This is a genomic window from Olivibacter sitiensis DSM 17696 (genome assembly GCF_000427965.1).
Classification (GTDB): Bacteria; Bacteroidota; Bacteroidia; order Sphingobacteriales; family Sphingobacteriaceae; genus Olivibacter; species Olivibacter sitiensis.
This window is the reverse complement of record NZ_ATZA01000057.1, coordinates 1-24,951: the sequence shown is the minus strand read 5'-3', so window position 1 is coordinate 24,951 and position 24,951 is coordinate 1. Positions and strand designations below refer to the sequence as shown.

Genomic DNA, 24,951 nt, shown 5'->3' with positions numbered 1-24,951 from the left:
TTAATCCCTCTTTCGAGGGGCTATCCCCCTGACGTGGGCAGGTTGCTCACGCGTTACGCACCCGTCCGCCACTCTCACCAGTAGCAAGCTACTGGATCCCGTCCGACTTGCATGTATTAGGCCTGCCGCTAGCGTTCATCCTGAGCCAGGATCAAACTCTCCATTGTAATTGTGTCTTCTATTAATTGTATCTTCCGGGCACCCGGAGGACCGCAAGACGCCCGTGGACGCCCCGACGGCCCTCCCGGGTACCGCTGCTCTGTCTATTCCAACCTGTATTTTCAAAGAACCTCATTGCACCCGCTTCGCGCTTCGGCCTGGCAGATCTCAGGGGCGCCGGCCCCTAGTATCCTTTCCCCCTTTCGGGGCTGCAAAGGTAAGAACCCCGCACCGTCTTTCCAAATGTTTTCTCGCTTTTTTTTCAAACCCCCTCAATGCCCCCCGCACTCCAAAAAAACACCCCTCAAGACCTCAAAAAACTACCGCATCCCCTCGTTTGCGGAGTGCAAAGGTAGAAACTATATCCCCCTTTCCAAATCCAAAACACCCCTTTTTTTACAAAAAAACCTAACACATTGATTACCTGATGGAAAAAATAAAGAAATTTCTTGAACCCGTGTCTTACTGTTGAAAAACTAGAATACCTGACACACGATTATCCTTTGTTGTATCATCGCTGAACGAAAAAGCCAATGATTTGTCTTTCTCCTGATAATAAATAACATGTCCCTTATCCTGGGTCCATGCACTTATCGATCCATTCGTCTTTACATCAAGATGCGGGATATACGGATTACCAGAAATGGAATCTTTTGGCTTGACATAATGCATGCTGAACGTTTCACTGCTATCCCTAAGACTAATCTCTACGATATTGTCCTCCGTTTCATGAACAATGAAACAACCACGAACTTGTTTTTCATCAATGGTCCTGTCGTTAATCATCGCTTTGATGACTACGCTTGAATAAATACACTTTGAAGATGAACTTGTACAACTTATTGCAAAAATGGCAAGTGGAATAGTTAGGGCAAGCTCTTTGATAAATTTATTTTTGTTCATAGATGTCTAAATTACTAATTGCAATTCCCAAATGTAAATCAATTCCGAGAGCCTACCTATAAAGATAGATCATATTTCTTCAGGCTTTTTTTGATATTAAATTTAACATTCCATTATTATGACAATTCATGCAGTTTTTGGAATCACTTTTGATTAAAACTATACAGACAATCATTTAAGGTTTCATTTAATAAAAATTATATACAATGGAAAGTGCTGTTTTAGAATCAAAAAAATCAACCATCAAATCAATAAATCCATTTGACAATAGCCTCAATAAAGAATATGAGGTGATGAGCAAGGAAGAAATTGACCAACGTATTGGCTTGGCCGATGAGGCCTTCAAAACATGGAGACGTACGCCATTCGCACAGCGAGCATCCCTGTTGCACAAAGTAGCTGGCATCCTGCGCGAGCGGAAAGAAGATCTTGGTAAGTTGGCTACCCAAGAAATGGGAAAGCGCCTGAGCGAAAGCATCGCCGAAGTGGAGCTGAGCGCCAATATCTTCGACTACTATGCAGACAATGGGGAAAAATTCTTGGCCGATGCCCCACTGGAAACCCCAATTGGCAAGGCTTTCTTAAGCTATGAACCACTCGGTGTACTCTTAAGTGTACAACCATGGAATTTCCCTTTCTATCAAATTACGCGTTCTGCCGCACCCAACATCATGGCGGGCAATACCGTAGTGCTTAAACATGCTTCTATCGTACCACAATGTGCCGCTATCATGGAAGAAATCTTTTTGGAAGCTGGGGCTCCTAAAGGAGTGTATCAAAACCTTTTCTTGCCCGGCTCTCAAGTAGAAGATATTGTTTCGGATGAACGCATCAAAGCGGTATCCCTAACTGGTAGCGAGCCTGCTGGTGCCAGCATAGCCTCGGCTGCCGGAAAGAACATCAAGAAATCTACGCTCGAGCTTGGCGGTAGTGACGCGTTCATCGTTTTGAACGATGCCAATATTGATGATGCCGTAAAGGCAGCCGTTTACAGCAGGATGTGGAATGCCGGACAGGTGTGTACCTCTAATAAGAGAATCATCGTGGAAGAAAGCATAGCAGACGAATTCTTGGAAAAGGTGAAAGCGATATTCCCCACCTTAAAAGTAGGGAATCCGCTGGAAGCAGAAACAGATGTAGCTCCATTGAGTTCAGAAAAAGCCGCTCAAGATGTAGTAAAGCAAATAGAAAAGGCCGTAGAGGAAGGTGCCCAGCTCGTCTTTGGCGGACATCGTGTGGACAGACCCGGCGCATTTGTAGAACCCACCTTGCTCACGGGCATCAAGAAAGGAAATTCTGCTTATAGTGACGAAATATTTGGTCCTGTATTTATGTTCTATGTCGTAAAAGACGAAAACGAAGCTATTGAATTGGCCAACGATACATCATTCGGTCTAGGTGGATCCATATTTAGCTCCAATGAGGAAAGGGCAATTAACGTGGCTCGCCAGATAGATACTGGTATGGTGTACATCAATCACTTGACCGGTATTACTCCTGAACTGCCATTTGGTGGTACAAAAAAATCTGGTTACGGAAGGGAACAATCCCCCGCAGGTATATACGAGTTTGTAAATGCCAAATTGATCCGTGTAACTAGTGTGGATAATCCTTATTAGTTAGACAAACATCTATTGACTTAGCAAAAGAGCGGCTGCATCAAGCAACAGCCGCTCTTTCGTTTTTTGTCCGTCTTGCAAAAATCCGTTCCACAAACAAGACAATAACTATACCTCCCGTATAAGCCACCATGTCAATCCAACTAAAGCCAATACCCATCACCGTCCTGGCCAAGGCGGAACCGCTCCATCCGAGGTAATCTATCAAGTGATAATACTGACTGATCTCTACCACGTAAGCAAACAGCAGGACAAAAATAGCCGTTTTGATGATGGAAACAGACACAAGGCCTCTCACTGCGCAGTATAATAAAATGACTACCAACAGATCGCCGATATAGGGCCTAATAATGGTATCGTGCACATAGAGCGCAATCACTATCTCCGTGACGAACAGGAGGAGCATGAGCAAAAAATAGTTCTTTTGAAAGCGGAATATAAAAATCATCTGTCTATGGAGTTATTGGTTTCTGACGGCTATCCCAGTTTATCTTCGAAGAAGCGTACATCAGGAGGGCTACCACGACAAACAAACCAATACTACCTGCCAAAAGTGCTATTTCCTGCAATTGTATAATGACGTAAACAAATATATAAAAGACGGTAAGAACCCCAGTTAAGATTGCCGCTGCTCTCCTGTTCTTCAACAAGGCAAGGACAAAAGAACTAATAAGCAGTATAGTGGCTACCGATGCGATAAAATAGGCCCAAGAGAATCCTACCTGCTCCGCTAAAGACAGCAAAAGACTATAGTAAATTATCATAGCCAATCCTATTAGGACATACTGGATGATATGAACCGTCCTTTTCATAATAAGTTCCGTAAAGAACAATGATACGAAGGTGAGCATGATAATCAGCATAGCGTACTTCGCAGACCGCATGGTCTTCTGATATTGATCTACCGGAAGCAGGAAATTCACCCCACAGGAATAATCATTGCTCAAGGACTCCATTTGCAGCTTCGCTTGTGTTGACCATTGTTGCGGAAAAGGTCTATTGAAATGTGAAACATGCCATTTTGAAACGAAACTGGAATCGGAGACCTGACGGCTCTCTGGAAGATAGGTTCCGGAAAAGCTGGGATTGGGCCAATTACCGTTTATGTCAATTTTTGTTTCCTTTCCCAAAGGCATGAAAGCGAGTGACTCGCTTCCCCTTATTTGTAGATCCAGGTTGAATGCCTGGGTAGTAGATTTGGTACTACTTAGATCGACGACACAGGTTAGGTTATTTTGAAAAAGATTAAACGAAGAAAAGTCGGGCTCCAAAGGCAATACCTTATCGCCCAGGTTTATTTTTGGCACCTCACCAATGCCTTTCAGATCACCTATACCGATTACTATCTGGGCTTTTTCCCACATTATCTGATCGGGAGAGATATCCGCCTTTTTAATATCAAGTTCACCGAATGTTCCTTCCAACCGGATAGCTGCATGATAGACCACCGCATCAAAAATACCTCTATGCAATATCTGAGGATCGGTCTTTGCCTTGATATTCAATTGTTCCGGCAACAAAAAGAGCTGTTGAACGTATTCTTTTATAATCGTATCTCCTTTCTCGTTCTTGCTAGGTCTCCATTCCTTGTAAGGTAAGACCAATAGGGGCCCGCTGAGTTTTTGTTTTCCTGACCAGCTCTGTCCAATCTCTTCCATCACCTCTTCCTGCCTTCCTTGCCGCTCAATGACAAGATCCTTTACCCAGGAAGACGGTATGAGTAAAAGCAGGCTCAACGTTCCTATCATTAACAATTTGGCCAAAATCGATTCCTTGAACCAATTTGCGCGGCCGTTACGTTCTACTTGATTTTCCATTTTATTATTTAAAAGTACTTTGTATTTCAAAGTATAAGTATAAAAAAATTATTTTTGCTGCTTAATCAGCTTTTCCAATGCTTCAAGGTGATTGGAGAATGCTTCCCTCCCTCTTTTTGTAGCCGTATAGCGAGTATTGGGCTTACGCCCAACGAAGCTCTTGCTTACTGAGATATATTCTTCCTTTTCCAGTGCCTTCAAGTGCGAAGCCAGATTGCCATCGGTCACATCCAAGAGATCCTTGAGCGAACTGAAGTCGAAACTTTCATTCGCTACCAATACGCTCATGATATGCAGACGTATACGGCTTTCAAAGGCTTTGTCAAACTGTTCTAACACTATTTCCTATTATCGTATTTGTAATACATGATCAGTCCATATAGAATATGCAAGACTCCAAAGCCTGCCGCCCAGAACAACAACCCATATCCCGGGAGAAGGGCTGCACCCAAGCCCAGCGCGATTTCGCAAAGGCCAAGTCGCCTTACATCCTGGAATGTGTAGTAGCTGGCTGAGACCAAGGCCAAGCCATAAAACACCAAACATGCCGGAGCAATGATACCAAAATGTCCCCGTACCAAAAGAATAAGGATAAGCAAACCTCCCGTGACCAAGGGTATACCCGCATGGACCAACATTCCCTTGCTTGCGGGGTTCCAAATTTGCTGCCCATTTAAACGCGCCTTACGTATACTAAACAATACACCCGTAGCAATAGACGCCATCAATACCGCCAATGCCACCATGGCTAATTTGAGAATAATCCCACCATCGCTTATATAATAGTCACGATAGACCATGCCTGTCCCTGCTTGATAGACGATACGGTAACCTATATAGGCACCAGCAAGGGCGTAAATGCCCGCCAGAACACCCGAAAGCCCATGTAGGGAAATAAACTTGGCAGAACGCTCCATCAGGTTTCTGATACTGGTCAACTCTGCATAAACATCTTTTTCTTGCATACCGAAAAGAACTTTGAGACACAAAGTAAAATAAAAGAATTGATGTCTGCAAGTACTTTTCCTACAAAGCGCTTTTATCAACAGGGCTGACCCGTAATTATTCCTTTGTTTTTGTTTCGGTCATAATCTATTTCACATTTGCTATTAAAAAATCTATTTTTATTTTTAAGGCCAGTAAGCATTGTTTTTATCCTTCTTAAAGCAAGATATGTCAACCCAAACCATCACCGTGTCTCCTAACTTTAGGAAAATGGCCCTGAAAGCTATTTTTTACATTGTCCTCTTTGTCGTCACCTACCTGCTGCTCATCCTATTGGCTATCTGCCTGACGGTATTATGTGGCTACCTGGGCATTGTGATCATAACGCTGAAAGTCGGCTTTATTACGCCCATGCTCGGTTTGGGTATCATCAGCATGGGCATTCTGGTACTTATCTTTCTCCTCAAGTTCATTTTCAAGAAACATGCCGTAGACCTCTCGCACCTCACGGAAAGCACCCTTTTTCTATCCCCCTATTTTATACCTCCGAAAGAAGCGAAGCAAAGGTGCTTATGCAATATTTCCACGGAGCTGAAACCCACTTTTTCCAATAGCCGAAGCTGAAAGTTCAACGAACGGGGGGAGTCCTCCTTATCGATATACGCAAAAACCGCCTCTTTATAGCTGCTATCCTTCAATGCGGCCAAGTAATTACCGTAATGCCCATTGAACATCATGTCCTGAACGGCTTTTTGTTCCTGGCAAATCAGATCCGATATCCATAGGCTGCCGCCCGGTTTCAGCAGGCGGAAAAGCTTCCCAAAAACCGCGTCCCAGTCGTTATCACCTCTTAAATGATGCAACACCGCCGCCGCCATGATCGTATCGTAACGGCCTTCGGGCAATAGAACTTCTCGAATATCGCCGTGTACGGTTTTTACTGCGCCCAAAAAGACCTTTCCAACCCGCTCTGCAGCCCTTTCCAACATAGGAGCACTCAGGTCTACGAGCGTGCAAGAAGCCGGCACCATTTTTTCCAACAACTTGAGTGTATAGTTCCCCGCGCCACAGCCTATATCCAGGACATGACCCCCTTGCGGATGTAGGCATGCGATAGCGTCAACGATCAGCTGCAGGTGCAGGGGTGCATCTACGGTACTTTGCTGCCCTGTTTCCAGATTTGAAAAGCGTTCCACATCAGCGTCAAAGCGACGTCTTATTTCCTCGGTAGAGGATTTTTCATTCCATGTCTTCATATTATTTTGCGTATGATCACGGCAAACATACCTAACGCAATAATACCTTAAAAATATCATTTTAAGCATTTATTGATACCTTTGTAGTATCATGGAATTGCGACACATCCTATACTTTCATCAAGTGGCAGCGCATTTGCACTTTGGTCGCGCGGCCAAGGCCCTTTATATATCACAGCCGCCACTCTCCAGACAGATCAAGGAGCTGGAAAGAGAGCTAGGGGTGTCCCTTTTCGAGCGAAATAACAAGCGCGTGAAGCTTACAGAGGCAGGCAAGCTCTTCTATTCCCGGACACAATCCATACTGAACGATTTGGAGCGAAGCAAACAAGAAGTCGGGCAACTGAAAGAAACGGTCTCTGGCAACTTCAGGATAGGTTATATCAGCTCCGTACCGAAGGAGGCCTTGGCCGGCATGGTCAAAAACCTCAGCCTCCGCTTTCCCCTATTAAAAACACGCCTGTACGAGGTGCCCAGCATCAAACAGGTCCAGGCATTGGAAAGTGGCAAACTGGACATCGGTATCATCCGGGCTCCCATATCGTCGCCCAAGCTCCAAATGACTAGCCTTATGCAGGATGGTTTTGTACTGATTTCACCGGCAGGCGCAGACTTGGGCCTAGATGCTTCTCTTTCCGAGGCCATCTTCATCTCCTACAACGCCACTTACGCACCGGACTACCACAACAGCTTTGTGGCCTGTTGCCATAGGCTAGGCTTTTCACCCAGTGTGAGGCACGAGTGCAACAACATGTATTCTATCTTTCAGCTGGTAGCTTCAGGCCTGGGGGTTGCCCTGGTTCCCCAGTCTGTCGCTAGTCAGTACCCTCATCTGCCCATCAACATGCAGGCGCTTCCGCAAGGCAGTTCCCTATCCACAGAACTCGTACTGGCTCATCTCAGGGAGGCCATACATCCTGCGCTGGATTATTTTACGGAACAATGCCTGCAACAGTTTTCGCAATTGGATAAACCACACATAATTTCATAAATTACCAGGTAACTTGTTATTTGAACAAATAGCCTAATAGTTGGCCCACGCCATAACCTATCCGATATATAAGCACCAGTGAAATGATAACCACCACAGGCCAGAACCATTTCTGTTTTGTAAGGTCATTAAAGTTCTTCATCGCTATCTTTTTTTTTCTTTGCCCGCTTTAACCTTTCAAGCCTTGTGGTCGTTTTCTCCTTCTATAAGTAGAACCCATTTCTCATTTTTTCTGTTTAACCTGCTTTCGGCGAGGATACTTCACAATAGCACTATCGATTTATCCACTTGGGAATTAGACCTACATGGCCTTAAATCCCAAATTTAAGAGAACACCGGAAAAAAACGCCGACTATCTCCTGCTTTTTGTAAATACCCAGTATTTTTGAAACAAATAACAAAACAGCTTGTCAATGTCTTACACTTATCCTTACCCCCGCCCTGCCCTCACGGCAGATATTGTCTTGTTTTCCATAGATGAACAAGAAAACATTGCCGTATTATTGATAAAGAGGAAGCACGAACCCTTTGAAAACTGTTGGGCCTTTCCCGGTGGGTTCATGGACATGGATGAACGGATAGACGATACCGCGCACAGGGAATTGCAGGAAGAAACAGGATTAAGCAACATAAAACTGGAGCGGCTAGGTCTATATGATGCCATTGATAGAGATCCTCGCGGAAGGACGGTATCTATGGCGTATGTCGGCTTTGTTTATAAAGAGAATTTATTGCCAAAGGCCGCTGACGATGCTAGTGCCGTGCAATGGTTTGAACTTGACGAGATACCCTCTCTTGCGTTCGACCACGAGCAAATCATGAACGATGCTTTGGGCATATTAAACAAACGCTTAGAATAAGCTTCTCATTCGTTGCTCAGAGCTCTTCCAGCACGGATTCTCCTTCAGACCGATTGCCCGATGTCCATTGCCACGTTTCGTGGAGACGTATCTTGCCGTTCTGCAACATCTCTGGTATGGAACGGCAAATACCAGTCATCAATTCACCTTTGGTATTCACCTGATGGTAGCGCATGTCAATATGACCCTGCGTATCTACCAGACCGATAAGGTGCCCCCTCAATATTTTTCCTCCAGTATAATTGGCCGTTAGGATATTTCCCTCCTGCTGGTACAAGAACACCGTTTCCGATGATGTTTCCCCATTATCCGAATTACTTATGGTCCTGAATCGCCTATTATTATAATCTATTTTTCCCATACTGTAGCACAAGATAGCCACTTTAGCCCTTATTTGACAAATGATTAAACCAATTTTGTATCCCTTTGTTGTTCTATTATCTATCTACAAATACATCTACTTATGAACAACTTATTGGAAGAAACGGAAACAGTGAAGCTACAGGATCCGACGACAAAGTACCCTGCGCCTCCCTTTGAAAAGCAACAGGAAATACCCGTTCCCGGCGAGGAAAAGGACCTATACCCCAAGGCCGATCACGGCGAGGAATCGTACAGGGGCACGGACAAACTCAAGGGGCGCAAGGCGGTTGTAACCGGTGCGGACTCGGGCATTGGCAAGGCCGTGGCCATAGCCTTTGCCCGCGAGGGGGCAGACGTGGTGATTGCCTATCTCTCGGACAAGGAAGACGAAGATGCCCGCGACACGGCACGGTGGGTAGAAGAGGCCGGCCGAAAGGCCATTCTCTTCAAGGGAGACCTCAGCAAGGCAGAAAACTGCCAAAAACTGGTGGCTACGGCCGTGGATGGTCTGGGACATATTGATCTATTGGTAAACAATGCGGCATACCAAATGGCCCAAGAGGGCATCGAAGATATCAGTAACGACCAGTGGGACCATACCTACGCCACCAATATACACAGCATGTTCTACCTGTCCAAGGCGGCCATTCCACACATGCCCCCCGGTAGCAGTATCATCAATACCACGTCCGTGAACGCATACGACCCTACGCCGCTCTTGTTGGACTATGCCTCCACCAAAGGAGCCATCCAGAACTTTACGTCCAATCTGGCACAGTCGCTCCTGCAAAACGGAAAGGGAATACGGGTGAACGCTGTGGCACCCGGACCCATATGGACACCGCTCATTCCTTCTACCATGCCTAACTATAAGGAATTTGGCGACAATACGCCCATGAAAAGACCAGGACAACCCATTGAGGTATCGCCCATCTATGTCTTCCTCGCATCCGAAGATGCTAGTTACATTGCCGGAGCTACTATACCCGTCACGGGCGGACGGGTTACTATATAATAGTGTTCGTTTAGAGACACTAGTTTTTGTGATAAGCCTTATAAAACAAGCATGCCCAGCATCCTTTTATGGATAGCTGGGCATGCTTTATAGCGCTATCGGCTTATTGTCCATACATCATATCTTAGCCTCAACCGCTAGTCTTGATACTATTCCTTCCTACAGACTTTTCAGTACCGCCAATGTTCCTTCCTTGGAAATCCTTTCCCTGTAAGCCTCATATTGCGCCACCAAATCGAGATACTGTTCCAAATGGAACTCCTTGAATGGGCTTACTTCAAAAATGGCCTTGCTGTCTCCTTTCAATATCATATCCCGATCTTCCTCACTTAATGTAGGTGCGTCGGGGACAAAGGCTTCGCCCTTGTCGTCCTTTTGCTCCTTGAGATAATGCGCATAGGCGGCAAAAAGAAAGGCAATGCGAGAAGTATCCCGTTTTTCCTGTAGCAAATCGAGCAATGTGGGAATAATAAATACGGGTATCTTGGCCCCGCCGGCATAGCATAGGCGCGCGAGCTGATCGCTCACCGCCTCATTGGAAAAGCGCTCCAGCAGGGACTCCTTGTACTTCTTGAGGTTCATCTCCTCGGGCACCTCCACCATGGGACTTACGTCCTTGTTCATGAAGTCCTCGATGTATTTTTTCAGGTGGGCATCTTGGATCGCCTCATCTACCTGACGATAGCCCACCAAAAAAGCCGGATAGGCCAGCATACTGTGCGCCGCGTTCAAAAAGCGGAGCTTCAATGTTTCGTATAGGCTCACATCGTCCGTAAAGGTAACACCCGCCAGTTCCCACTGGGGCCTACCGGCGCAAAACTTATCCTCAATGACCCATTGGGTAAACTTTTCGGTGTAGACCGGGATAACATCTTCGATACCACTTTCCTTGTTCAGCTTCTTTTGGTCTTCCTTGTCTATGGATGGCGTAATCCGGTCGACCATAGAATTAGGGAAGGTGACATTTTCCTTTATCCACTCATATAGTTCTTCATTTCTGGCCTTTGCAAAGCTCAGTACTACCTTGCGAGTCACATCCCCATTGTGCTGCAAGTTGTCGCAGGACAGTACCGTGAAAGGCCCTGCGCCATTTTTCCGGCGCCTATCCAATGCTTCCACGATGTAGCCAAAGGCCGTCGTCGGCTCCTTGGGGTGTTGCAGGTCATGCTGTACGCCGCTATCATCCAAGGGCAGCTCACCGTCCTTGTTAAGCAGGTACCTGCCCTCAGTGATGGTGAGCGATACGATCTTAATGGCGGGGTCTGCCAACTGTTCGAAAGCCTTTTCCGGCTCGTCCTTACCAGCAATATAGTCAATGATAGCGCCAAGTATGTGCACCTCACTACTCCCATCGGCATCGTATTCGGTAAGGGTATAGAGGTAATTCTGCTTTTCCATTTTTTCCGACATCTTCGCGCCGGAACCGGTGATACTCAGGCCCACAATTCCCCATTGATTGTCCTCAGACTCGTTCAAGAACTTATCGGCATAATAAGCTTGATGCGCCCTATGGAAATTGCCCACCCCTATGTGTACGATACCCGGGGAGATGTGCTCCGGATGGTAGTTAGGGCTATTCACTTCTTCTAAATCAAGTTGGATTGCATGCTGAATTTTAATCATGTATCTTTATTTTACGTTAAAAAAAGAAGAAGGTTTTTGTTTGGGGAAAAACCTTTCTTCGTGCCATCTTTTGGCAAAGAGTAGGCCCATAATAGCAAGAAAAATGAAAAAAACATCAAATTTTATTTAATTTTTACATGTTATAAATAAAAATCATGGCTGCCATCGCCTACATCTAGCCGGTCAATTTCAGATTTTCTTTACGCCTGTGCATGTGGACCTATAACGAAAGTCCCAAAAACCATTTCTGGACACTACATATACCTTGGTGTTAAATGACTATCTACTTTAGTGACTGATTTATGCCCTCTTTAGTCTTGTTCGAGGACAAATCTCACTTCCTCATGCAAATGTGTTTTTATCACAGCCCAAACAATAGTATCATCGACACTGTCGTAGGCATGTACCAATAGATTTCGAAATGCTATGATTTGTTTATCGTGCTTTAAGGATGGTTAATCAACCAGTTTGCGGTATTTATTGATCGCTTCACCTATGATTCCGAGTTGTCGCTCGACAGCACTATTGGTTTTCAAAACACATTGATAGGATTGAAAGTTAGTAATGGGCAACAAAAAAACGTCTATCAGTTCAATGGCCGCTAATACGTCAGATAAGTACTTCTTTCCTTTCTCCATCGTATATCAGCATCTTGCTGTTTTCTATTTCCTGCCTGAGATAAGGGTTTTTCAATGGTTGATCGGTCAGCATATCCACTTTCCTGTTGAAGAATCCTTCCATAGATGTATAGAAATCCAACAGTAGCCCTCCTTTTTTTATGGGATCGCGCTCGTTGATTTCCACCATTAAATCGACGTCGCTTTCGGCGGCATCAAAGGCATCAGTCAAGGAAGAACCAAATGCATAGAGTTTCTGTACATTATGCTTGTCGCACAATGTAACAAAATATTCTTGCCTCGGCAATATGGCGTCTCTGATGTACATATCTCAAATTAACCAAACATTCCGACATGGGCAAATCATTCGTATCGTGCATGGCCTTCCCTCACTTTTTCCAGTTACAGTTTTTTACCCTTTTTGTTTTCAGCCTCCAATATTCGATTGATATCCCTTTGGAGTTGCGGCAAATCGTTTTGAATAATTTCCCAGATAATCCCGTCATCTAGCCCAAAATATTCATGAACGACATAGTTTCGGAACCCCTTTATTTCCCTCCAGGCAATTTCGGTATGAGCAGCCTTAAATGCATCGGACAATTTGGAAACTGCTTCGCCGATAACTGCAAAATTGTGCAAAACCGCGTGTTTTACCTTCAAACTGCTTCCAAATGTATCATCATCGACTTCTCGGGTAAATTCTAAGATATTCTTAATCGCATCATCAATATCAACCAGCCAAAGACGTATATCGCGTTCTCTCATATGCGAATTAGATTCTCTTCGATATACGGCAGATAATGTGGTTTAATCCCTTTTCTGGAAACCAAGTCTACCTTGGTGTTAAACTCATCTTCGAGTTCATTGGCCAATCGGAAGAAGCCCATGCCAATAGTCCCATCGAAATCGACCATAATGTCAATATCGCTGGTTTCGGTATTGTCCCCACGCGCATAAGACCCAAATAACCCCATTTCGCTAATAGGGTATTTCTTTTGCAACAAAGGTTTCAATTCCCTCAAACGTTCAACAATATATTTCTTGGTATATGCCATAATGATTACTCACTTCAAAAATCATACTTAATTACTTGTTTCCAATTAACCTGTTGAAATACTTGACCTTCCTGCTCTGCTTCCAACAAGCGCTCGCAGAAATAGATTCGTCTATATCTTCACCATAACATATGCGAGCCAACAGGTCGATAGCAACTACTCAAAGATAGCAAATATTCGGTTTTCCCTAAAGAAATCGTTATCCATAGTATAGTCAAAGCAGGAATGGTCATGCAGATCACAGTACTCCTTTGAAGTCCAGACAAAGTCATTAGCCATAACTATTAAGATAAAAGAAAAAATCGATTTTTTCTTTATTACCCGAATAGGGGTACATCCACACCTTGGCGTCATAGCTTTAAAACGGAAATAACGGAATCTATATAAAAAATGACCAAGGGACAGATGAGGCTATTTTTAAAGACTATAAAAAGAATTTATATAAGTTTGTGGAATTACTAAAAGAGCGCATATTGAGCGATACGCAAATAATTGACGCACTGGCAAATGGCAACGATGCTGTTTTCGAAAACCTTTTCAAATTGCACTTTGGCAATTTGCACGCCTATGCCTGCTCGCTCCTGAAAGACAAGGAAGCCGCCGAAGAAATCGTGCAGGGGGTGTTCCTAAAAATCTGGGAGAAGCGGAACAGCCTAAAAATCCATAGCTCCATCCGCTCCTATCTCTATAGCATGGTGCACAACGATTGTTTGAGCCAACTTCGACATCAGCAAGTACGCCAAAAGCACCAGATGCACGTTGTCCACAGCAGCGACAACCACAGCGAACCGGCCAGCTCGCGGATACAGCTCTCCGAATTGCAAAGCAACCTGCAAGAGGCCATAAACAAGCTGCCGGAAAAATGTAGAATCATCTTTGAGATGAGCCGTTTCGAGGAACTGAAATACCAGGAAATAGCCGACATTTTGGGACTTTCCATCAAAACGGTAGAAAACCAAATGGGAAAGGCCCTGCGCACGCTGAGGGTGGCGCTGGCAGACTACCTGCCCCTATTGGTTTATTTAATCTTTAAACTTTTCAGCCGATGAATGATGCGTTATTGACCAAATACCTCCTGCAAGAGCTTTCCCCACAAGAGCGGGAAGAGGTAGAGAAATGGCTGTCGGCGAGTACAGAAAACCGCAGGCATTTCCAGCAGCTCGAAACCATCTGGTGCAACAGCAAGGTGCTGGCGCAACAGCAAAGCGTTGATGCAGACGCTGCCTGGGAACGGTTTAAAACAAAGAGAGATGCTGTGAAAGAGCAACATACGACCAGTACGCCGATGCTGAAGTCTTTTGCTTGGCTCAGAACCGTAGCAGCCGTATTGCTTCTAAGTATTGGTGCTGCCTGGGGGACTTACTCCTGGCTCATAGAACAGCATCACCCCTATTTCTCCACCTTGACCTGGAAAGCTCAAGGCGAGGTGAGAAAAGAAACATTGCCTGACGGAACGGAAGTGACACTGAACAAAAATGCGGAAGTAGCTTATACCGAAAGCCTGTGGCAAGGAAAACGTTTGGTGAAAATGAAGGGGGAAGCTTTCTTTCAGGTGCAAAAGGACATGGAACGGCCTTTTGAAATCCAGGTGAACGACATAGAGGTACAAGTATTGGGGACTTCTTTCAACATCAAGGAAAAGGGCGACGATACCGAGGTAATCGTAGAAAGCGGAGCAGTGCAGCTCCGAAAACTGGATGTGGTCATCCGTTTGCAAGCGGATGAAACGGCCAGTACAAAAACGGCGGTAAAGGATTTCATCAAGAGAAAACGCACGGATAGCTTGTATGATTACTACCGCAGCAATGAGTTCAAGCTGAACGGTACGCCGCTCTGGCGCGCGGTGGAGGTGCTCTCCGAAGCCTATGGTATCAGAATCGTCATTGCCGACAAACGCATTGCCAACCTGCCGCTGAGTACCACCTTTCAACGCGAACAATTGGACACCATATTGCATACGATAGCCCAGACGCTAAACGTTTCAGTAGAGAAGAGAGGAAATACGTTTATCCTGAAATAATGCGCCTTTTTTATAGCCGTACTATACATCCCATATGCCTGCCATGCTTCCTTTTGTGTTGCATGGCAACTTTTTGCGTCCGGGCACAGACCACAAATTACCTGAACAGGGCTGTAAGCATAAACGCCAGAGAGCAGCCCCTCTCCGCCGTACTGGACAGCGTGGCCAAACAAGGAGGTTTCTACTTTTCGTACAGCGATCCCGTACTGCCTACCGATAGCCTGGTAAGCATTCGTTTTGAGGGGCCTGTGAGGCTTTTGCTGGATCAGCTGCTCCATGAGTCGTACGAATACAAACAAACAGAAAGACACCTGATACTCCGGCCAGCCCCTTTTCGCCTCCGCCTGTTGCCAGAACCCTTGGACGAAAAGAAGAGCACCTATATAGTGAATGGCTATGTGCTGGACGAAAAAACGGGCAATCCTATTGCCGATGCCAGTGTCTATGAAAAAAGACTGCTGACAGGTACGCTCACCGACAACAAAGGCTATTTCAAATTGCGGCTCAAGGGCGTACAAGGAGCAATATCACTCACGGTGAGCAAGGAATTATATCGCGACACCACCACCTTGTTCCTTCCTCCGGTGCATTTGGATCCGAATGGCATGAAGTACGGTTATGGCTCTTCCCGAAGCAACAAAACTGCCGGTTCCACTTTTTTCGGCCGCCTATTGCTGGGTTCGCGACAACGCATCAACGACATGAACATCGGAGGCTTCTTTGCCTATACCCCCGCTCAAATATCATTGACACCGGGATTGAGCTCGCATGGTTCCATGAGTGGACAGGTGGTCAACAACGTATCCCTCAATTTGATAGGCGGCTACACAGCTGGTAGCAATGGTGTGGAGCTAGCCGGGGTGTTCAACATCAATCGTTTCGATGCCCGGTTTATACAGGCTGCAGGCGTCAGCAACGTAGTAGGCGGGAAACTCCGTGGAGTGCAATTGGCCGGTGTTAACAATGTTGTACTTGATGAAGCCAGGGGCATGCTTGCCGCCGGCATAATAAATCAAGCCGGTGAACTGCACGGGCTCGCCTTGGCCGGCGTGCACAACAGGTCCAAAAAAAACAGCGGCGGCCTACAAGTAGGAGGGATAATCAATCTGGTCAATGAAAACTACCGCGGCGTTCAGTTGGCTGGTGCCGTCAACTACGTTCATAAAAGCATGAGTGGTCTACAAGTGGCTGGGATAGCCAATCTGGTCAATGAAAACCATCATGGACTACAAGTGGCCGGCCTGTTGAACCACAGCCATGAAGTACGGGGTATGCAGTTAGGGCCATTCAACCACACCCGAAACCACCGTGGCCTGCAGCTGGGCATCATCAATAGGGCCGATACCTCTACTGGTGTGAGTATTGGCCTCATCAATCTGGTGGGCAACGGATTCCAGCGTCTCCGCTTTTCAAGTAATGAAATCATTCCTTTTAACATCGCCTACAGCTCTGGCAGCAGCCAATTTTACAGTATTCTACAAGCAGGGATACATCCTTTTCTTGACCAACGGCGCTATGTGCTGGGCATAGGTATAGGGCATGAGTTTCTCTTTGGGCGGCGCCCCTTTAGCCTAGCTACCGAAATCATCTCCCACGAAATCTACATCCCCGAACATGTGGACCAGCAGCAGTGGCAAAGGATTAACCTGGTAGCCAACTATGCCTTGTCCAAAAAAGTCCGTGCTTTCCTTGGTCCCAGCATCAACCTGCTGTATAGGCAAAGCCAGACCGACGAACCCTTTGCCATCGCCAATGACTACCCTTTGTTGAGCCAGGGAGCCAGACATAGACTATGGATCGGCTGGCAAGCAGGGATTTCGTTTTTTTGATGTAAATGAGGTATCTCGCAGAGGCGCAAAAAAAACATAGGGGGCAACATAGGGGTGAGTTTCTCCCATAACGTCATAGCTTCAAATAAAAAATGAAAGACATGATGTTAAAGAATTTTGCAATTAGATTATCCCTGGGATTATTATTTTCAGCTATGCTGCTTCCGCAATCCAAAGGGCAGGAGAACCGAATAGTACATTTAGGATTGCTATATCCACTAAGTACCAATGGCACACAAGCCCTACAGCTATCAAACACATTCAGTTTCCATGCCATCGGTGGCCTGTCTGCCGGAGAAAAAGCCCTTGCGCTATATGGCGTGGCAGGCATCATCAAAGGCCCTGCACAGGGACTCCAGGCCTCGGGCGCATTGAACTACACATCGGGAACCCAGCACGGCGTACAAATGGCTGGAATAGCCAACCTAGTCCACACCAGTGGCCAGGGCGCACAGCTTGCTGGTGCCACCAATAGCAACCGCGGCGACATGCGAGGTATCCAAATGGCCGGCATTGCCAATCTGGCAAAGAACTTGGACGGTTTCCAAATAGCCGGCGCGGTAAACAAGGCTTCCGATGTGCGGGGTATGCAGATGGCCGGTATTGCCAACAAGGCCAAAAATGTCCGTGGGCTGCAATTGGCCCCTGTCAACATCGCCGAAAGCAGCGACTATCCCATTGGTTTGGTCAATATCGTGAAAAGCGGGGAAAAGCGCATTGGGCTTTCCCTGGATGAGTCGCTTACGAGCCTAGTAAGCTTTCGCTCGGGTGGACGGGTGCTGTACGGCATCCTAGGTATCGGCGGCAATTTCAGCAATGATACCGACCTGCGCTATGGCATAGAAGGTGGCATTGGGGCACATATCGTACAGGCTGAAAACTTTCGCTTTGAGGTAGAGGCCAGTCAGCTTACGCTCACCAAGTTCAGCCGCAAGACCTTCCATAAATCCTCCTTGCGGTTGCTCCCTTCCGTCAAATTGAACAATAGCCTATGGCTTTTTGCGGGGCCTACGGCCAGCTATAGCCAAACCAACGACCTTGAATCACGTGATTTGGTAAAATGGGATGTCTGGGACAAGCTATCGAACGATCAGTTCCAAGCCATCCATTTTGGAGCCATCGCCGGTGTACATGTTATTCTTTAGTCATTCGTAGCCAAATTGCCGTAGGCTGACAAACCTAAACATAGCTACATTGTTCCTCGGATAACAAATAGTATTATCATGGATTTACAACTGAGAAACAAAAAAGTATTGGTAACCGGTTCTACGGCGGGCATCGGTTTGGCCTCGGCCAAGCTCTTCGCCCAAGAGGGTGCCTTTGTATACATCAACGGACGAACACAGGAACGTGTGGACGAAGCGATTGAAAACATAAAAAACGGCGTGCCCAATGCCCAACTGCAAGGCGTGGTATGCGATTTTTCCGATAGCGGCAGTATCAAATCGCTCATAGAACAGATACCCGATCTGGATGTACTGGTCAACAACGTGGGCATCTATGGCCCAAAACCCTTTGCCGAGATAACGGACGAAGACTGGTTCCGGATTTTTGAGGTAAACGTCATGAGCGGCGTGCGCCTGGCCCGCCACTACTTTCCATTGATGCTCCAGAAAAACAGTGGCCGCATCCTTTTCCTCGCAAGCGAATCGGCCATACAGATACCCGAAGACATGATCCACTATGGCTTTAGCAAAACAGCGCTATTGGCCATTAGCCGTGGTTTGGCCGAACTGACAAAGGGCACCAACGTGACGGTCAATGCCATACTCCCTGGCCCTACATGGACCGAGGCCAACGAGAAAGGCATGCAGCAAGAGGCCGATGAAAAAGGCATCTCCCTGGATGAGGTAAAGGCCAACTTCTTCAAAGAAGCCCGCCCTACTTCCCTGTTGCAACGTTTTGCTACGGCAGAGGAAGTAGCCAATATGATCGTATACGTAGGCAGCGGCTTGTCATCGGCTACCAATGGCGCCCCACTACGTGTGGACGGTGGGGTGGTAAAATCTGCTTTTTGATTTTACCCATAACCTCTGAAAATGAAGTTTTTATTTGCTTTTTTTGTCAGAAGCCCTATTCAAGAAGAACCACTTATCGGCAAACCATCAATATTCAGGACAAAGAGGTGCCTCCTTAAGAGGCTACCTCTTTCCTAAATTCAAGAGGAGATAGACCGACGTTCTTTCTGAACGTAAAGATAAAACGGGAGGGCGTCTCAAAGCCCAATCCATACGCAATCTCTGCAACCGTCCAATTGGTATGTTTCAACAGTATTTTTGCTTCTTGGACAATCCTTTCCAAGATACATGCCGTAGTACGCTTATGGCTTATCTGCTTCACGGCCCTGTTCAGGTGGTTGACGTGTATGGCAAGCTGCCTTGCAAAATCACTGGGTTTCTTTAACCTGATACTATCCAGCGGAGTATTTAAGGGAAATTGAAGTTCCAACAGCTCTTGGAACAAGGCATGGATACGCGCACTGGCATTGGATCCTTTACCTTTGGCCGGACCAATGGCTTGCATCCTCACTGCTCGATGAATCATTTCATAGACCAAATTCCGTAACAAATCAAACTTTAACGCATAATCGGCATGAAGCTCCTCTTCCATTCTACAGAACAGGTCAGAAAAGTAGGTCTGTTCCTCCTCATTCAATTGGAATATGGCATCGCCATGTGGTTGAAACACGGGATACTCCTTAATACGGCCAAAATGACTGAAAAAATCTTCGGTGAAGAGGCAGAAGTGCTCGGTGATTTTTTCCCCTAGTTCTTCCAATTGAAAGGGAATCAAGGGATGGACAAATATAAGCGCGCTATGATCTATATCTATGGTTTTATCTGCATAGTGGCACCTGCATTTTCCCACCAGAAGCTTTATCTTGTAGAAGTCCCTTCTCCTGAACGTCAGCAAGGAAATAGCTTCATCGCGCTGTCTGCTATTTGCAATCCGCATCACATGGAAGTGGCCGAGTTCTGTATTGATATTTATAGGTCCCTCATTTCCTTTACTTCGATAAAATGCGATCAATGCCTCGGACGATCTCATAATTTCAAACTTACGAAACTTTTCTTCACGATCTGCTCCTATTGTTTGATTATCGATATCATCTGTTTGTTTTCCGTTATCCATAAAAACCCCTCTCGGCTAATTTTGCCAACGGATTCCAAATAGAAAAATATGCTTTTGACAAACTATAGAACATTGGGGAAATCGGGATTGAAAATCAGCCCGCTCACGCTTGGCACCATGACCTTTGGAGAGGATTGGGGATGGGGGGCAAATGCCAAGGAGGCCGAAACCATTCTTAACAACTATATAGGACAAGGAGGCAACAGCATAGATACAGCCGATATATACACCAAGGGGCATGCTGAAAAAATCATTGGTGATTACGTTAAAAGATCAACTATTCGCAGGGATCAACTGGTCATCTCCTCCAAATTTTACTGCAACATGTATCCCGGAGATCCCAATGCGGGAGGTGCGAGCCGAAAAACCATTTTGCAATCCCTAGAGAACTCGCTTCGCCGCTTGCAAACCGATTACATCGATATCTATTGGATGCACGCATTCGATCCTTTCACGCCCATTGAAGAAACCATGGCTACGCTTCATCAGCTGGTCGCAGCCGGAAAAGTGCGGTATATCGCCGTTTCCGATACTCCCGCATGGAAGATAGCACAAGCACAAACAATGGCCCGCTTTAGGGAATGGACGCCCTTCATCGGTGTACAGTTGGAATATTCCTTGCTGGAAAGGACTGTCGAGGGTGAACTCATCCCCATGGCGCAGGACTTGGGATTGGGTGTAATGCCTTGGTCTCCGCTGAAAGAGGGCCTATTGAGCGGTAAGTACACTAGGGAAAACAAAGATCAAATACAGAGCGGAAGAAACCTATCCCGAATCAAACCCGCATTGGTTTCCGAAAGCACCTATCTGCTCATTGATCGCTTGGCTGCTCTGGCCAAAGAAAAAGCATCAACGGTGGCGGCGATTGCCATTGCTTGGGTAATGGCTCGTAAAGGAGTAACGTCAACCATCGTTGGAGCAAGAACCGTACAACAGCTTGAACAAAATCTAGAGGCACTGTTCATTACCTTAACAGATGACGAAATCGCTTCATTGGATCAATTGTCAGCACCTATATTGAGCTTTCCCATTCCCTTTTTGCAGGGCGGGGTATGGCACTTGGCACAGGCCGGAACAAGGGTTAATGGACTGGATTCTGTCGTTCCAGACATTCTTCCCCGGAACGAGAATGAAGTCTATTAAGGCCTCACTCACATGTCCACACCGTTTTTATCTTTTCCGCTTCATTTATGAAATCATCCAAGGTATATCCCTCTTCCATTTCAATGGAATTGCCCCTGCTGTCATAGTACGTAGGACGCCAGTTGCAGGCGGGCCCTCTGAAAAGCAAGACAAAGACTTGTTGATCTCTCCACTTATACAAGTTTATATAAGGTTCGCAAGCGCAACCACTTTCTGCTACCATGGCTTGCAATGGTGCAGGAAGTTCCGCGTAAGGGTCATCCTCGTTTTTGGAGCAGGAGAGGGTAGCGAGAACCATAAAGCCCAAAAGGATAAAAGAGGTAAGTTTACGTGCCATATCAAAATGATGTTAAAAGTTTCAATTAGAATGATTTACTATTACCAAAACGGATATGGCACGAAAGCGCTACACAATCAACAAAAAAACCACGGCATAGGTGAGGTTTGTGACTAATCCGACAAGGCCTCCAATGCCCTCGCTACCACTTCCGCGCCGGGGTCGGGTATGTTTTTCAGATTGGATGCCGAAAGGTAAGAAGAACGTCCAAACTTGGTCTTGGTCATCTTTTTGGTGCTTTCGGCCCCTTTCCTGGCAGCCTTTGCTATCTCTCGCAAATCCTTTCCTTGTGACAAGGCCTCAAATGCCGGAGCCAGAGCATCTATCATGGTCCTGTCCCCTACCTGTGCACCACCCAGATCTTGCATTCTTTTCAGCCCCTGTAAGAATGCCTCTCCCAAATCCTTCCCTTCCTCAAAGTTATTCCCAGCCGTGGTGAACAATACGGACAGCAACACCCCACTTGATCCCCCTGTCTCGCGAGCCAACAATTTTCCTATGCTGAGCAACAGCTTTCCCGTATCGGCCAAAGGCAACCGATCTATTGACTCCTTCACCCGCTTTCCTGCCAGGGCAAAGGTAGAGCCGGCATCACCATCGCCCACTTTGTTGTCTAAGCTGTTCATTTCCTGCTCTATGGCAAGTAGCTTATCAGTCATCTTTTCCAAAAGCTCTTTCACCTCTTTTTGCGACGAGGCTCTGTAAGGGATGGTTTTAGGAAGCTTAGGCGCTTTTACTCTCTTTTTGGGTAAAACAAATTCATTCAGTTGCCAAGATTTCGGCTCTGCCGTTTTGAGTAAAGCTTTCTCTATTTCCTTGTCGAGCAACAAGAGCGACAGGGAAAAACCATTCATATTGATGGAAGACATCAGGGTGTTGGGGCCTACCAGATAGGCTACCTGCCTGGCCAATGCCGTTTTAGAAAAAGAATGTAGGAGCACGTTCATCTCTATGGGGCTCACGCTACCCATATTGTTCAATAGCAGGACGTATTTGCCCTTTCCTTTGGGGAGATGCCCGGTCAGTTTGCTTACCGCCTGCTGCATCAATTTATCTGCCTCCGCCACTTGAATGACATCGGCACCTGGCTCGCCATGTATCCCCAGCCCCAGCTCGGCCTCTTTATCCGAAAGGCGTGTCTCCTCTTTCTGGTCAAAGTGCTGGCAGTCGGTCAACGATAGCCCTATGGAATAGGTCTGGTCGGCCACGCGTTGGGCTATTTCAGCTATTTTATTCAAGCCCTTACCCTCTTCTGCCAACTGCCCGGCAATCTTCTGAACAAAGATGGTCCCCGCCAGTCCCCGCCTCTGTACATCCATCCCCAGGGCCACGTCATCTCCTACGGTAATCGTTTCCACGCGATGCCCCAAGGTTCTAGCTTGTTCTGCCGCCAAACCGAAGTTAAGCCTATCGCCCGTATAGTTCTTTATGATGAGAAGGCATCCCTTTTTCCCTGTGGTGGCTAGGATAGCGGAGAGTACAGCATCTACGGAAGGCGAGGCAAAAATATCGCCACAAACCGCTGCCGTAAGCATTCCTTTCCCCACAAAACCCGCATGAGCCGGTTCATGTCCAGAGCCTCCGCCAGAGATAATGGACACTTTCTTTTTATGCCAATCTTTTCTCATTACTACCCTTACCTCTGGGAAAGAATCCAATAGGATCAGGTTTGGATTGGTAACAAGACCCTGCAGGGCATCGTTTACCACTTGGTCGGTATCATTTATAAAAGCTTTCATCTAACTAGAACAGATGAAAGCGATAAATTGATTGCTTTATTCTTTTTTCAAAAGCACCACCTGCTTCCTATCGGCGCTATGTATGGCATCGTAAAAAGCGGTCAGATCCTTATAGGTCGTAGCGGGGTACTCTCCGTCATACTGTTTGTAACTTCGATAGTAAATTAGCTGTTCTTCCTTTATTTCCAAGCTGTTCTCATATTCCCCAAACTGGCTTTTTAAGACCGTATTTTCCGGCCTTACCTCTGGTGCTACCGCCCCATTCCCAGTGAAGTACACAGAATATAATTCATATGAGCGGCCTATGAAAGGCTAGCAATGATATAAAAGAATGAATTCCATGCACTATTTATTGCCCCAACCTATGTTCAAATGTATTACTTTTGTCCCATATTAACAGATATGGCTAACATACAGTTCTATAGCGAGGAAATTTCCTTTGTACTGAAACAAAAGGAAAAAACGAGACAGTGGATAAAAGCTGCTATTAAAGAAGAGGGATTTCGGGCGGGGCATATCAATTTCATCTTTTGCAATGACGAATACCTACATAAGATAAATGTACAGTACCTCGACCACGATACTTACACCGATATCGTTACCTTTGACAATAGCGAAGATGAGGAACGAATAGATGGCGATCTCTTCATCAGCGTGGAACGTACCAACGAAAATGCCAAACAACTAGGTATTTCCGAGACCGATGAATTGCATCGCGTGATGATACACGGCATCATGCACCTATGCGGCTATTTGGATAAAAAACCTGCCGATAAGAGCAAAATGACGGAAAGGGAAAATTACTATCTGGACAAAAGAATTTTTTAATTTTTGATCACTGCAACCTACGCCCCAATCTCTCCGCGCACTATCATAGTTACCGCTTTATTTCATACACACCCACTACTTCTCCATCATCCCTTTTCATTTCTATGTTCAAGCTTGTTTGATCTGCCGTAAAATAGATGATGGTGCGATTTCCCTCCTTTGGACCACCGCCAATGATGATGGGGTAACGATGTTCCTCACTGGGCGGATGTACACCGTAGCGGTGAGTGTGACCAGAAATGACGATATCTATTTTATGTTTATCGAATATAGGATCGAATGCTTTTCTGCAGTGCGTGGTTCCGTGCCAATCGCCCGAATGAAAAGGCGGAATATGCATCATCACCACCCGATAAGGAGCGTCCAAAAAATCCTTTTGTTGCACCACTTGCTCTAGCCATCTAGCCTGTTCTTCTCTATAACCATCAAAATCCACAATACCCGCGTACACTGGATGGTCGTCTGGCTTATCTTCGCCTGTATCCAGAATGATCCAATAAACTGGTCCTTGCTTAAAACTGTAATAATATTTATCACTACTGACCGACAAAAAATAATTTAAGGAGCTGCCATATCTGGCAAGCTCCTTTTTTCATATTTTGGTTTTACGACAAACTAAAAATATGAGTGATAAAAATACAGAAAAGAAATTAGTCGGTCAGCCAATCTTCAAACAATTATTAGGTTTTATTCCAAGGAA

31 protein-coding genes and 1 rRNA gene are annotated in these 24,951 nt (G+C 45.9%); 12 read left to right on the top strand and 20 right to left on the bottom strand.

Translation table 11 applies throughout. The features are described from left to right. Positions 1-167 (bottom strand): 16S ribosomal RNA (locus A37S_RS0120300); the annotation flags it as partial. Between the two features lie 454 nt (positions 168-621). Continuing rightward, the gene (locus tag A37S_RS0120290) at positions 622-945 is read right to left on the bottom strand and encodes a hypothetical protein (protein WP_157278923.1); all 324 of its coding nucleotides are present in this window, start codon (positions 943-945) and stop codon (positions 622-624) included. 323 nt (positions 946-1,268) lie between these two features. Here A37S_RS0120290 and A37S_RS0120285 point away from each other — a divergent pair, with 323 nt between their 5' ends. Beyond that, a complete protein-coding gene (locus tag A37S_RS0120285) occupies positions 1,269-2,681 on the top strand; it encodes an NAD-dependent succinate-semialdehyde dehydrogenase (RefSeq protein ID WP_036603483.1) in 1,413 nt (470 codons plus the stop codon). 40 nt (positions 2,682-2,721) lie between these two features. On the opposite strand, the gene A37S_RS0120280 is transcribed toward A37S_RS0120285, so the two are convergent. Genes A37S_RS0120280 through A37S_RS0120265 form a run of 4 tightly spaced genes read right to left on the bottom strand, consistent with a single transcriptional unit; the run spans position 2,722 to position 5,463 of the window. Further along, positions 2,722-3,129, bottom strand: coding sequence for a ribosomal maturation YjgA family protein (locus A37S_RS0120280; protein WP_036603480.1), 408 nt, complete (start codon positions 3,127-3,129; stop codon positions 2,722-2,724). Between the two features lie 4 nt (positions 3,130-3,133). Beyond that, on the bottom strand, positions 3,134-4,498 hold the full coding sequence (gene creD / locus A37S_RS0120275) for a cell envelope integrity protein CreD (protein ID WP_028298563.1): 1,365 nt from the start codon (positions 4,496-4,498) through the stop codon (positions 3,134-3,136). Positions 4,499-4,546: 48 nt separating this feature from the next. Further along, positions 4,547-4,837, bottom strand: a complete 291-nt coding sequence (locus tag A37S_RS0120270) for a winged helix-turn-helix domain-containing protein (RefSeq protein ID WP_028298562.1) — start codon at positions 4,835-4,837, stop codon at positions 4,547-4,549. Beyond that, the gene (locus A37S_RS0120265) at positions 4,837-5,463 is read right to left on the bottom strand and encodes a hypothetical protein (protein WP_028298561.1); all 627 of its coding nucleotides are present in this window, start codon (positions 5,461-5,463) and stop codon (positions 4,837-4,839) included. The genes A37S_RS0120270 and A37S_RS0120265 overlap by 1 nt, the downstream gene beginning before the upstream one ends. A gap of 208 nt (positions 5,464-5,671) precedes the next feature. Here A37S_RS0120265 and A37S_RS27275 point away from each other — a divergent pair, with 208 nt between their 5' ends. Continuing rightward, positions 5,672-6,067, top strand: a complete 396-nt coding sequence (locus A37S_RS27275) for a hypothetical protein (protein ID WP_157278920.1) — start codon at positions 5,672-5,674, stop codon at positions 6,065-6,067. On the opposite strand, the gene A37S_RS0120255 is transcribed toward A37S_RS27275, so the two are convergent. Beyond that, on the bottom strand, positions 5,977-6,699 hold the full coding sequence (locus A37S_RS0120255; protein ID WP_028298560.1) for a class I SAM-dependent methyltransferase: 723 nt from the start codon (positions 6,697-6,699) through the stop codon (positions 5,977-5,979). The two genes, A37S_RS27275 and A37S_RS0120255, sit on opposite strands and share 91 nt — an antisense overlap. A 91-nt stretch (positions 6,700-6,790) precedes the next feature. Between A37S_RS0120255 and A37S_RS0120250 the strand changes: the two genes are divergently transcribed. Further along, positions 6,791-7,690 carry a LysR family transcriptional regulator gene (locus tag A37S_RS0120250; RefSeq protein WP_028298559.1) on the top strand — a complete coding sequence of 300 codons (900 nt, stop codon included), beginning with the start codon at positions 6,791-6,793 and terminating at the stop codon, positions 7,688-7,690. A 16-nt stretch (positions 7,691-7,706) separates the two neighbouring features. On the opposite strand, the gene A37S_RS28190 is transcribed toward A37S_RS0120250, so the two are convergent. Beyond that, complete coding sequence (locus A37S_RS28190) at positions 7,707-7,832, bottom strand: hypothetical protein (protein WP_281169886.1); 126 nt, start codon at positions 7,830-7,832, stop codon at positions 7,707-7,709. Positions 7,833-8,103: 271 nt separating this feature from the next. Here A37S_RS28190 and A37S_RS25490 point away from each other — a divergent pair, with 271 nt between their 5' ends. Next, positions 8,104-8,550 (top strand): NUDIX domain-containing protein, encoded by a 447-nt coding sequence (locus A37S_RS25490; protein WP_036603477.1) that lies wholly within the window; start codon positions 8,104-8,106, stop codon positions 8,548-8,550. A 16-nt stretch (positions 8,551-8,566) separates the two neighbouring features. Here the strand turns inward: A37S_RS25490 and A37S_RS0120235 are convergent, their stop codons facing one another. Further along, positions 8,567-8,911 carry an avidin-fold protein gene (locus A37S_RS0120235; protein WP_036603475.1) on the bottom strand — a complete coding sequence of 115 codons (345 nt, stop codon included), beginning with the start codon at positions 8,909-8,911 and terminating at the stop codon, positions 8,567-8,569. Positions 8,912-9,013: 102 nt separating this feature from the next. Between A37S_RS0120235 and A37S_RS0120230 the strand changes: the two genes are divergently transcribed. After that, on the top strand, positions 9,014-9,928 hold the full coding sequence (locus tag A37S_RS0120230; RefSeq protein ID WP_036603473.1) for an SDR family oxidoreductase: 915 nt from the start codon (positions 9,014-9,016) through the stop codon (positions 9,926-9,928). 159 nt (positions 9,929-10,087) lie between these two features. Here A37S_RS0120230 and A37S_RS0120225 read toward each other — a convergent pair whose 3' ends face one another. From A37S_RS0120225 to A37S_RS0120205, 6 genes are all read right to left on the bottom strand, one after another. Then, positions 10,088-11,551: a mannitol dehydrogenase family protein gene (locus tag A37S_RS0120225; protein WP_051293349.1), complete on the bottom strand. Its 1,464-nt coding sequence runs from the start codon at positions 11,549-11,551 to the stop codon at positions 10,088-10,090. A 311-nt stretch (positions 11,552-11,862) separates the two neighbouring features. Beyond that, positions 11,863-11,979, bottom strand: a complete 117-nt coding sequence (locus tag A37S_RS28380) for a HepT-like ribonuclease domain-containing protein (RefSeq protein WP_425414414.1) — start codon at positions 11,977-11,979, stop codon at positions 11,863-11,865. Between the two features lie 27 nt (positions 11,980-12,006). Continuing rightward, positions 12,007-12,189, bottom strand: coding sequence for a ribonuclease HepT family protein (locus A37S_RS27845; RefSeq protein ID WP_211229831.1), 183 nt, complete (start codon positions 12,187-12,189; stop codon positions 12,007-12,009). Then, positions 12,161-12,496: a nucleotidyltransferase family protein gene (locus A37S_RS0120215; protein ID WP_036603470.1), complete on the bottom strand. Its 336-nt coding sequence runs from the start codon at positions 12,494-12,496 to the stop codon at positions 12,161-12,163. Before A37S_RS0120215 ends, A37S_RS27845 begins: the two co-directional genes overlap by 29 nt. Before the next feature lie 74 nt (positions 12,497-12,570). Next, complete coding sequence (locus A37S_RS0120210; RefSeq protein WP_028298554.1) at positions 12,571-12,933, bottom strand: HepT-like ribonuclease domain-containing protein; 363 nt, start codon at positions 12,931-12,933, stop codon at positions 12,571-12,573. Further along, positions 12,930-13,223 (bottom strand): nucleotidyltransferase family protein, encoded by a 294-nt coding sequence (locus A37S_RS0120205; RefSeq protein ID WP_036603467.1) that lies wholly within the window; start codon positions 13,221-13,223, stop codon positions 12,930-12,932. The genes A37S_RS0120210 and A37S_RS0120205 overlap by 4 nt, the downstream gene beginning before the upstream one ends. Before the next feature lie 449 nt (positions 13,224-13,672). Here A37S_RS0120205 and A37S_RS0120200 point away from each other — a divergent pair, with 449 nt between their 5' ends. The 5 genes from A37S_RS0120200 to A37S_RS0120180 all read left to right on the top strand — a co-directional run bounded on the left by A37S_RS0120200 (position 13,673) and on the right by A37S_RS0120180 (position 19,090). After that, the gene (locus A37S_RS0120200) at positions 13,673-14,272 is read left to right on the top strand and encodes an RNA polymerase sigma-70 factor (RefSeq protein WP_245586437.1); all 600 of its coding nucleotides are present in this window, start codon (positions 13,673-13,675) and stop codon (positions 14,270-14,272) included. Further along, entirely contained in the window at positions 14,269-15,243 is a 975-nt protein-coding gene (locus tag A37S_RS0120195; RefSeq protein ID WP_028298551.1) for a FecR domain-containing protein, read from the top strand. Before A37S_RS0120200 ends, A37S_RS0120195 begins: the two co-directional genes overlap by 4 nt. Positions 15,244-15,305: 62 nt before the next feature. After that, on the top strand, positions 15,306-17,072 hold the full coding sequence (locus A37S_RS25485; protein WP_051293348.1) for a carboxypeptidase-like regulatory domain-containing protein: 1,767 nt from the start codon (positions 15,306-15,308) through the stop codon (positions 17,070-17,072). A 101-nt stretch (positions 17,073-17,173) separates the two neighbouring features. Further along, the gene (locus A37S_RS0120185) at positions 17,174-18,217 is read left to right on the top strand and encodes a hypothetical protein (protein ID WP_028298550.1); all 1,044 of its coding nucleotides are present in this window, start codon (positions 17,174-17,176) and stop codon (positions 18,215-18,217) included. Positions 18,218-18,295: 78 nt separating this feature from the next. After that, positions 18,296-19,090, top strand: coding sequence for an SDR family NAD(P)-dependent oxidoreductase (locus A37S_RS0120180; RefSeq protein ID WP_028298549.1), 795 nt, complete (start codon positions 18,296-18,298; stop codon positions 19,088-19,090). A gap of 115 nt (positions 19,091-19,205) precedes the next feature. Here A37S_RS0120180 and A37S_RS0120175 read toward each other — a convergent pair whose 3' ends face one another. After that, the gene (locus A37S_RS0120175; RefSeq protein WP_051293346.1) at positions 19,206-20,204 is read right to left on the bottom strand and encodes a helix-turn-helix domain-containing protein; all 999 of its coding nucleotides are present in this window, start codon (positions 20,202-20,204) and stop codon (positions 19,206-19,208) included. A gap of 48 nt (positions 20,205-20,252) precedes the next feature. Here A37S_RS0120175 and A37S_RS0120170 point away from each other — a divergent pair, with 48 nt between their 5' ends. Beyond that, positions 20,253-21,347 (top strand): aldo/keto reductase, encoded by a 1,095-nt coding sequence (locus tag A37S_RS0120170; RefSeq protein ID WP_028298547.1) that lies wholly within the window; start codon positions 20,253-20,255, stop codon positions 21,345-21,347. A gap of 4 nt (positions 21,348-21,351) precedes the next feature. On the opposite strand, the gene A37S_RS0120165 is transcribed toward A37S_RS0120170, so the two are convergent. The 3 genes from A37S_RS0120165 to A37S_RS0120155 form a co-directional block, all read right to left on the bottom strand. Further along, a complete protein-coding gene (locus A37S_RS0120165; RefSeq protein ID WP_028298546.1) occupies positions 21,352-21,684 on the bottom strand; it encodes a hypothetical protein in 333 nt (110 codons plus the stop codon). Between the two features lie 113 nt (positions 21,685-21,797). Next, positions 21,798-23,423 (bottom strand): dihydroxyacetone kinase subunit DhaK, encoded by a 1,626-nt coding sequence (locus tag A37S_RS0120160; RefSeq protein WP_028298545.1) that lies wholly within the window; start codon positions 23,421-23,423, stop codon positions 21,798-21,800. A gap of 36 nt (positions 23,424-23,459) precedes the next feature. Then, entirely contained in the window at positions 23,460-23,702 is a 243-nt protein-coding gene (locus A37S_RS0120155) for a hypothetical protein (protein ID WP_028298544.1), read from the bottom strand. Between the two features lie 123 nt (positions 23,703-23,825). Here A37S_RS0120155 and ybeY point away from each other — a divergent pair, with 123 nt between their 5' ends. Beyond that, positions 23,826-24,251, top strand: a complete 426-nt coding sequence (gene ybeY / locus A37S_RS0120150; protein ID WP_028298543.1) for an rRNA maturation RNase YbeY — start codon at positions 23,826-23,828, stop codon at positions 24,249-24,251. Positions 24,252-24,300: 49 nt separating this feature from the next. On the opposite strand, the gene A37S_RS25480 is transcribed toward ybeY, so the two are convergent. Beyond that, a complete protein-coding gene (locus A37S_RS25480) occupies positions 24,301-24,801 on the bottom strand; it encodes a metallophosphoesterase family protein (protein WP_051293345.1) in 501 nt (166 codons plus the stop codon). Between the last annotated feature and the right edge of the window lie 150 nt (positions 24,802-24,951).

What these genes read in the sequence shown, in the direction of transcription:
- A37S_RS0120290 (WP_157278923.1), bottom strand. Translation starts at nt 945, where the DNA reads ATGATTAACGACAGGACCATTGATGAAAAACAAGTTCGTGGTTGTTTC.
- A37S_RS0120285 (WP_036603483.1), top strand. Translation starts at nt 1,269, where the DNA reads ATGGAAAGTGCTGTTTTAGAATCAAAAAAATCAACCATCAAATCAATA.
- A37S_RS0120280 (WP_036603480.1), bottom strand. Translation starts at nt 3,129, where the DNA reads ATGATTTTTATATTCCGCTTTCAAAAGAACTATTTTTTGCTCATGCTC.
- creD (WP_028298563.1), bottom strand. Translation starts at nt 4,498, where the DNA reads ATGGAAAATCAAGTAGAACGTAACGGCCGCGCAAATTGGTTCAAGGAA.
- A37S_RS0120265 (WP_028298561.1), bottom strand. Translation starts at nt 5,463, where the DNA reads ATGCAAGAAAAAGATGTTTATGCAGAGTTGACCAGTATCAGAAACCTG.
- A37S_RS27275 (WP_157278920.1), top strand. Translation starts at nt 5,672, where the DNA reads ATGTCAACCCAAACCATCACCGTGTCTCCTAACTTTAGGAAAATGGCC.
- A37S_RS0120255 (WP_028298560.1), bottom strand. Translation starts at nt 6,699, where the DNA reads ATGAAGACATGGAATGAAAAATCCTCTACCGAGGAAATAAGACGTCGC.
- A37S_RS0120250 (WP_028298559.1), top strand. Translation starts at nt 6,791, where the DNA reads ATGGAATTGCGACACATCCTATACTTTCATCAAGTGGCAGCGCATTTG.
- A37S_RS28190 (WP_281169886.1), bottom strand. Translation starts at nt 7,832, where the DNA reads ATGAAGAACTTTAATGACCTTACAAAACAGAAATGGTTCTGGCCTGTG.
- A37S_RS25490 (WP_036603477.1), top strand. Translation starts at nt 8,104, where the DNA reads ATGTCTTACACTTATCCTTACCCCCGCCCTGCCCTCACGGCAGATATT.
- A37S_RS0120235 (WP_036603475.1), bottom strand. Translation starts at nt 8,911, where the DNA reads ATGGGAAAAATAGATTATAATAATAGGCGATTCAGGACCATAAGTAAT.
- A37S_RS0120230 (WP_036603473.1), top strand. Translation starts at nt 9,014, where the DNA reads ATGAACAACTTATTGGAAGAAACGGAAACAGTGAAGCTACAGGATCCG.
- A37S_RS0120225 (WP_051293349.1), bottom strand. Translation starts at nt 11,551, where the DNA reads ATGATTAAAATTCAGCATGCAATCCAACTTGATTTAGAAGAAGTGAAT.
- A37S_RS27845 (WP_211229831.1), bottom strand. Translation starts at nt 12,189, where the DNA reads ATGGAGAAAGGAAAGAAGTACTTATCTGACGTATTAGCGGCCATTGAA.
- A37S_RS0120215 (WP_036603470.1), bottom strand. Translation starts at nt 12,496, where the DNA reads ATGTACATCAGAGACGCCATATTGCCGAGGCAAGAATATTTTGTTACA.
- A37S_RS0120210 (WP_028298554.1), bottom strand. Translation starts at nt 12,933, where the DNA reads ATGAGAGAACGCGATATACGTCTTTGGCTGGTTGATATTGATGATGCG.
- A37S_RS0120205 (WP_036603467.1), bottom strand. Translation starts at nt 13,223, where the DNA reads ATGGCATATACCAAGAAATATATTGTTGAACGTTTGAGGGAATTGAAA.
- A37S_RS0120195 (WP_028298551.1), top strand. Translation starts at nt 14,269, where the DNA reads ATGAATGATGCGTTATTGACCAAATACCTCCTGCAAGAGCTTTCCCCA.
- A37S_RS25485 (WP_051293348.1), top strand. Translation starts at nt 15,306, where the DNA reads ATGGCAACTTTTTGCGTCCGGGCACAGACCACAAATTACCTGAACAGG.
- A37S_RS0120185 (WP_028298550.1), top strand. Translation starts at nt 17,174, where the DNA reads ATGATGTTAAAGAATTTTGCAATTAGATTATCCCTGGGATTATTATTT.
- A37S_RS0120180 (WP_028298549.1), top strand. Translation starts at nt 18,296, where the DNA reads ATGGATTTACAACTGAGAAACAAAAAAGTATTGGTAACCGGTTCTACG.
- A37S_RS0120175 (WP_051293346.1), bottom strand. Translation starts at nt 20,204, where the DNA reads ATGGATAACGGAAAACAAACAGATGATATCGATAATCAAACAATAGGA.
- A37S_RS0120170 (WP_028298547.1), top strand. Translation starts at nt 20,253, where the DNA reads ATGCTTTTGACAAACTATAGAACATTGGGGAAATCGGGATTGAAAATC.
- A37S_RS0120165 (WP_028298546.1), bottom strand. Translation starts at nt 21,684, where the DNA reads ATGGCACGTAAACTTACCTCTTTTATCCTTTTGGGCTTTATGGTTCTC.
- A37S_RS0120160 (WP_028298545.1), bottom strand. Translation starts at nt 23,423, where the DNA reads ATGAAAGCTTTTATAAATGATACCGACCAAGTGGTAAACGATGCCCTG.
- ybeY (WP_028298543.1), top strand. Translation starts at nt 23,826, where the DNA reads ATGGCTAACATACAGTTCTATAGCGAGGAAATTTCCTTTGTACTGAAA.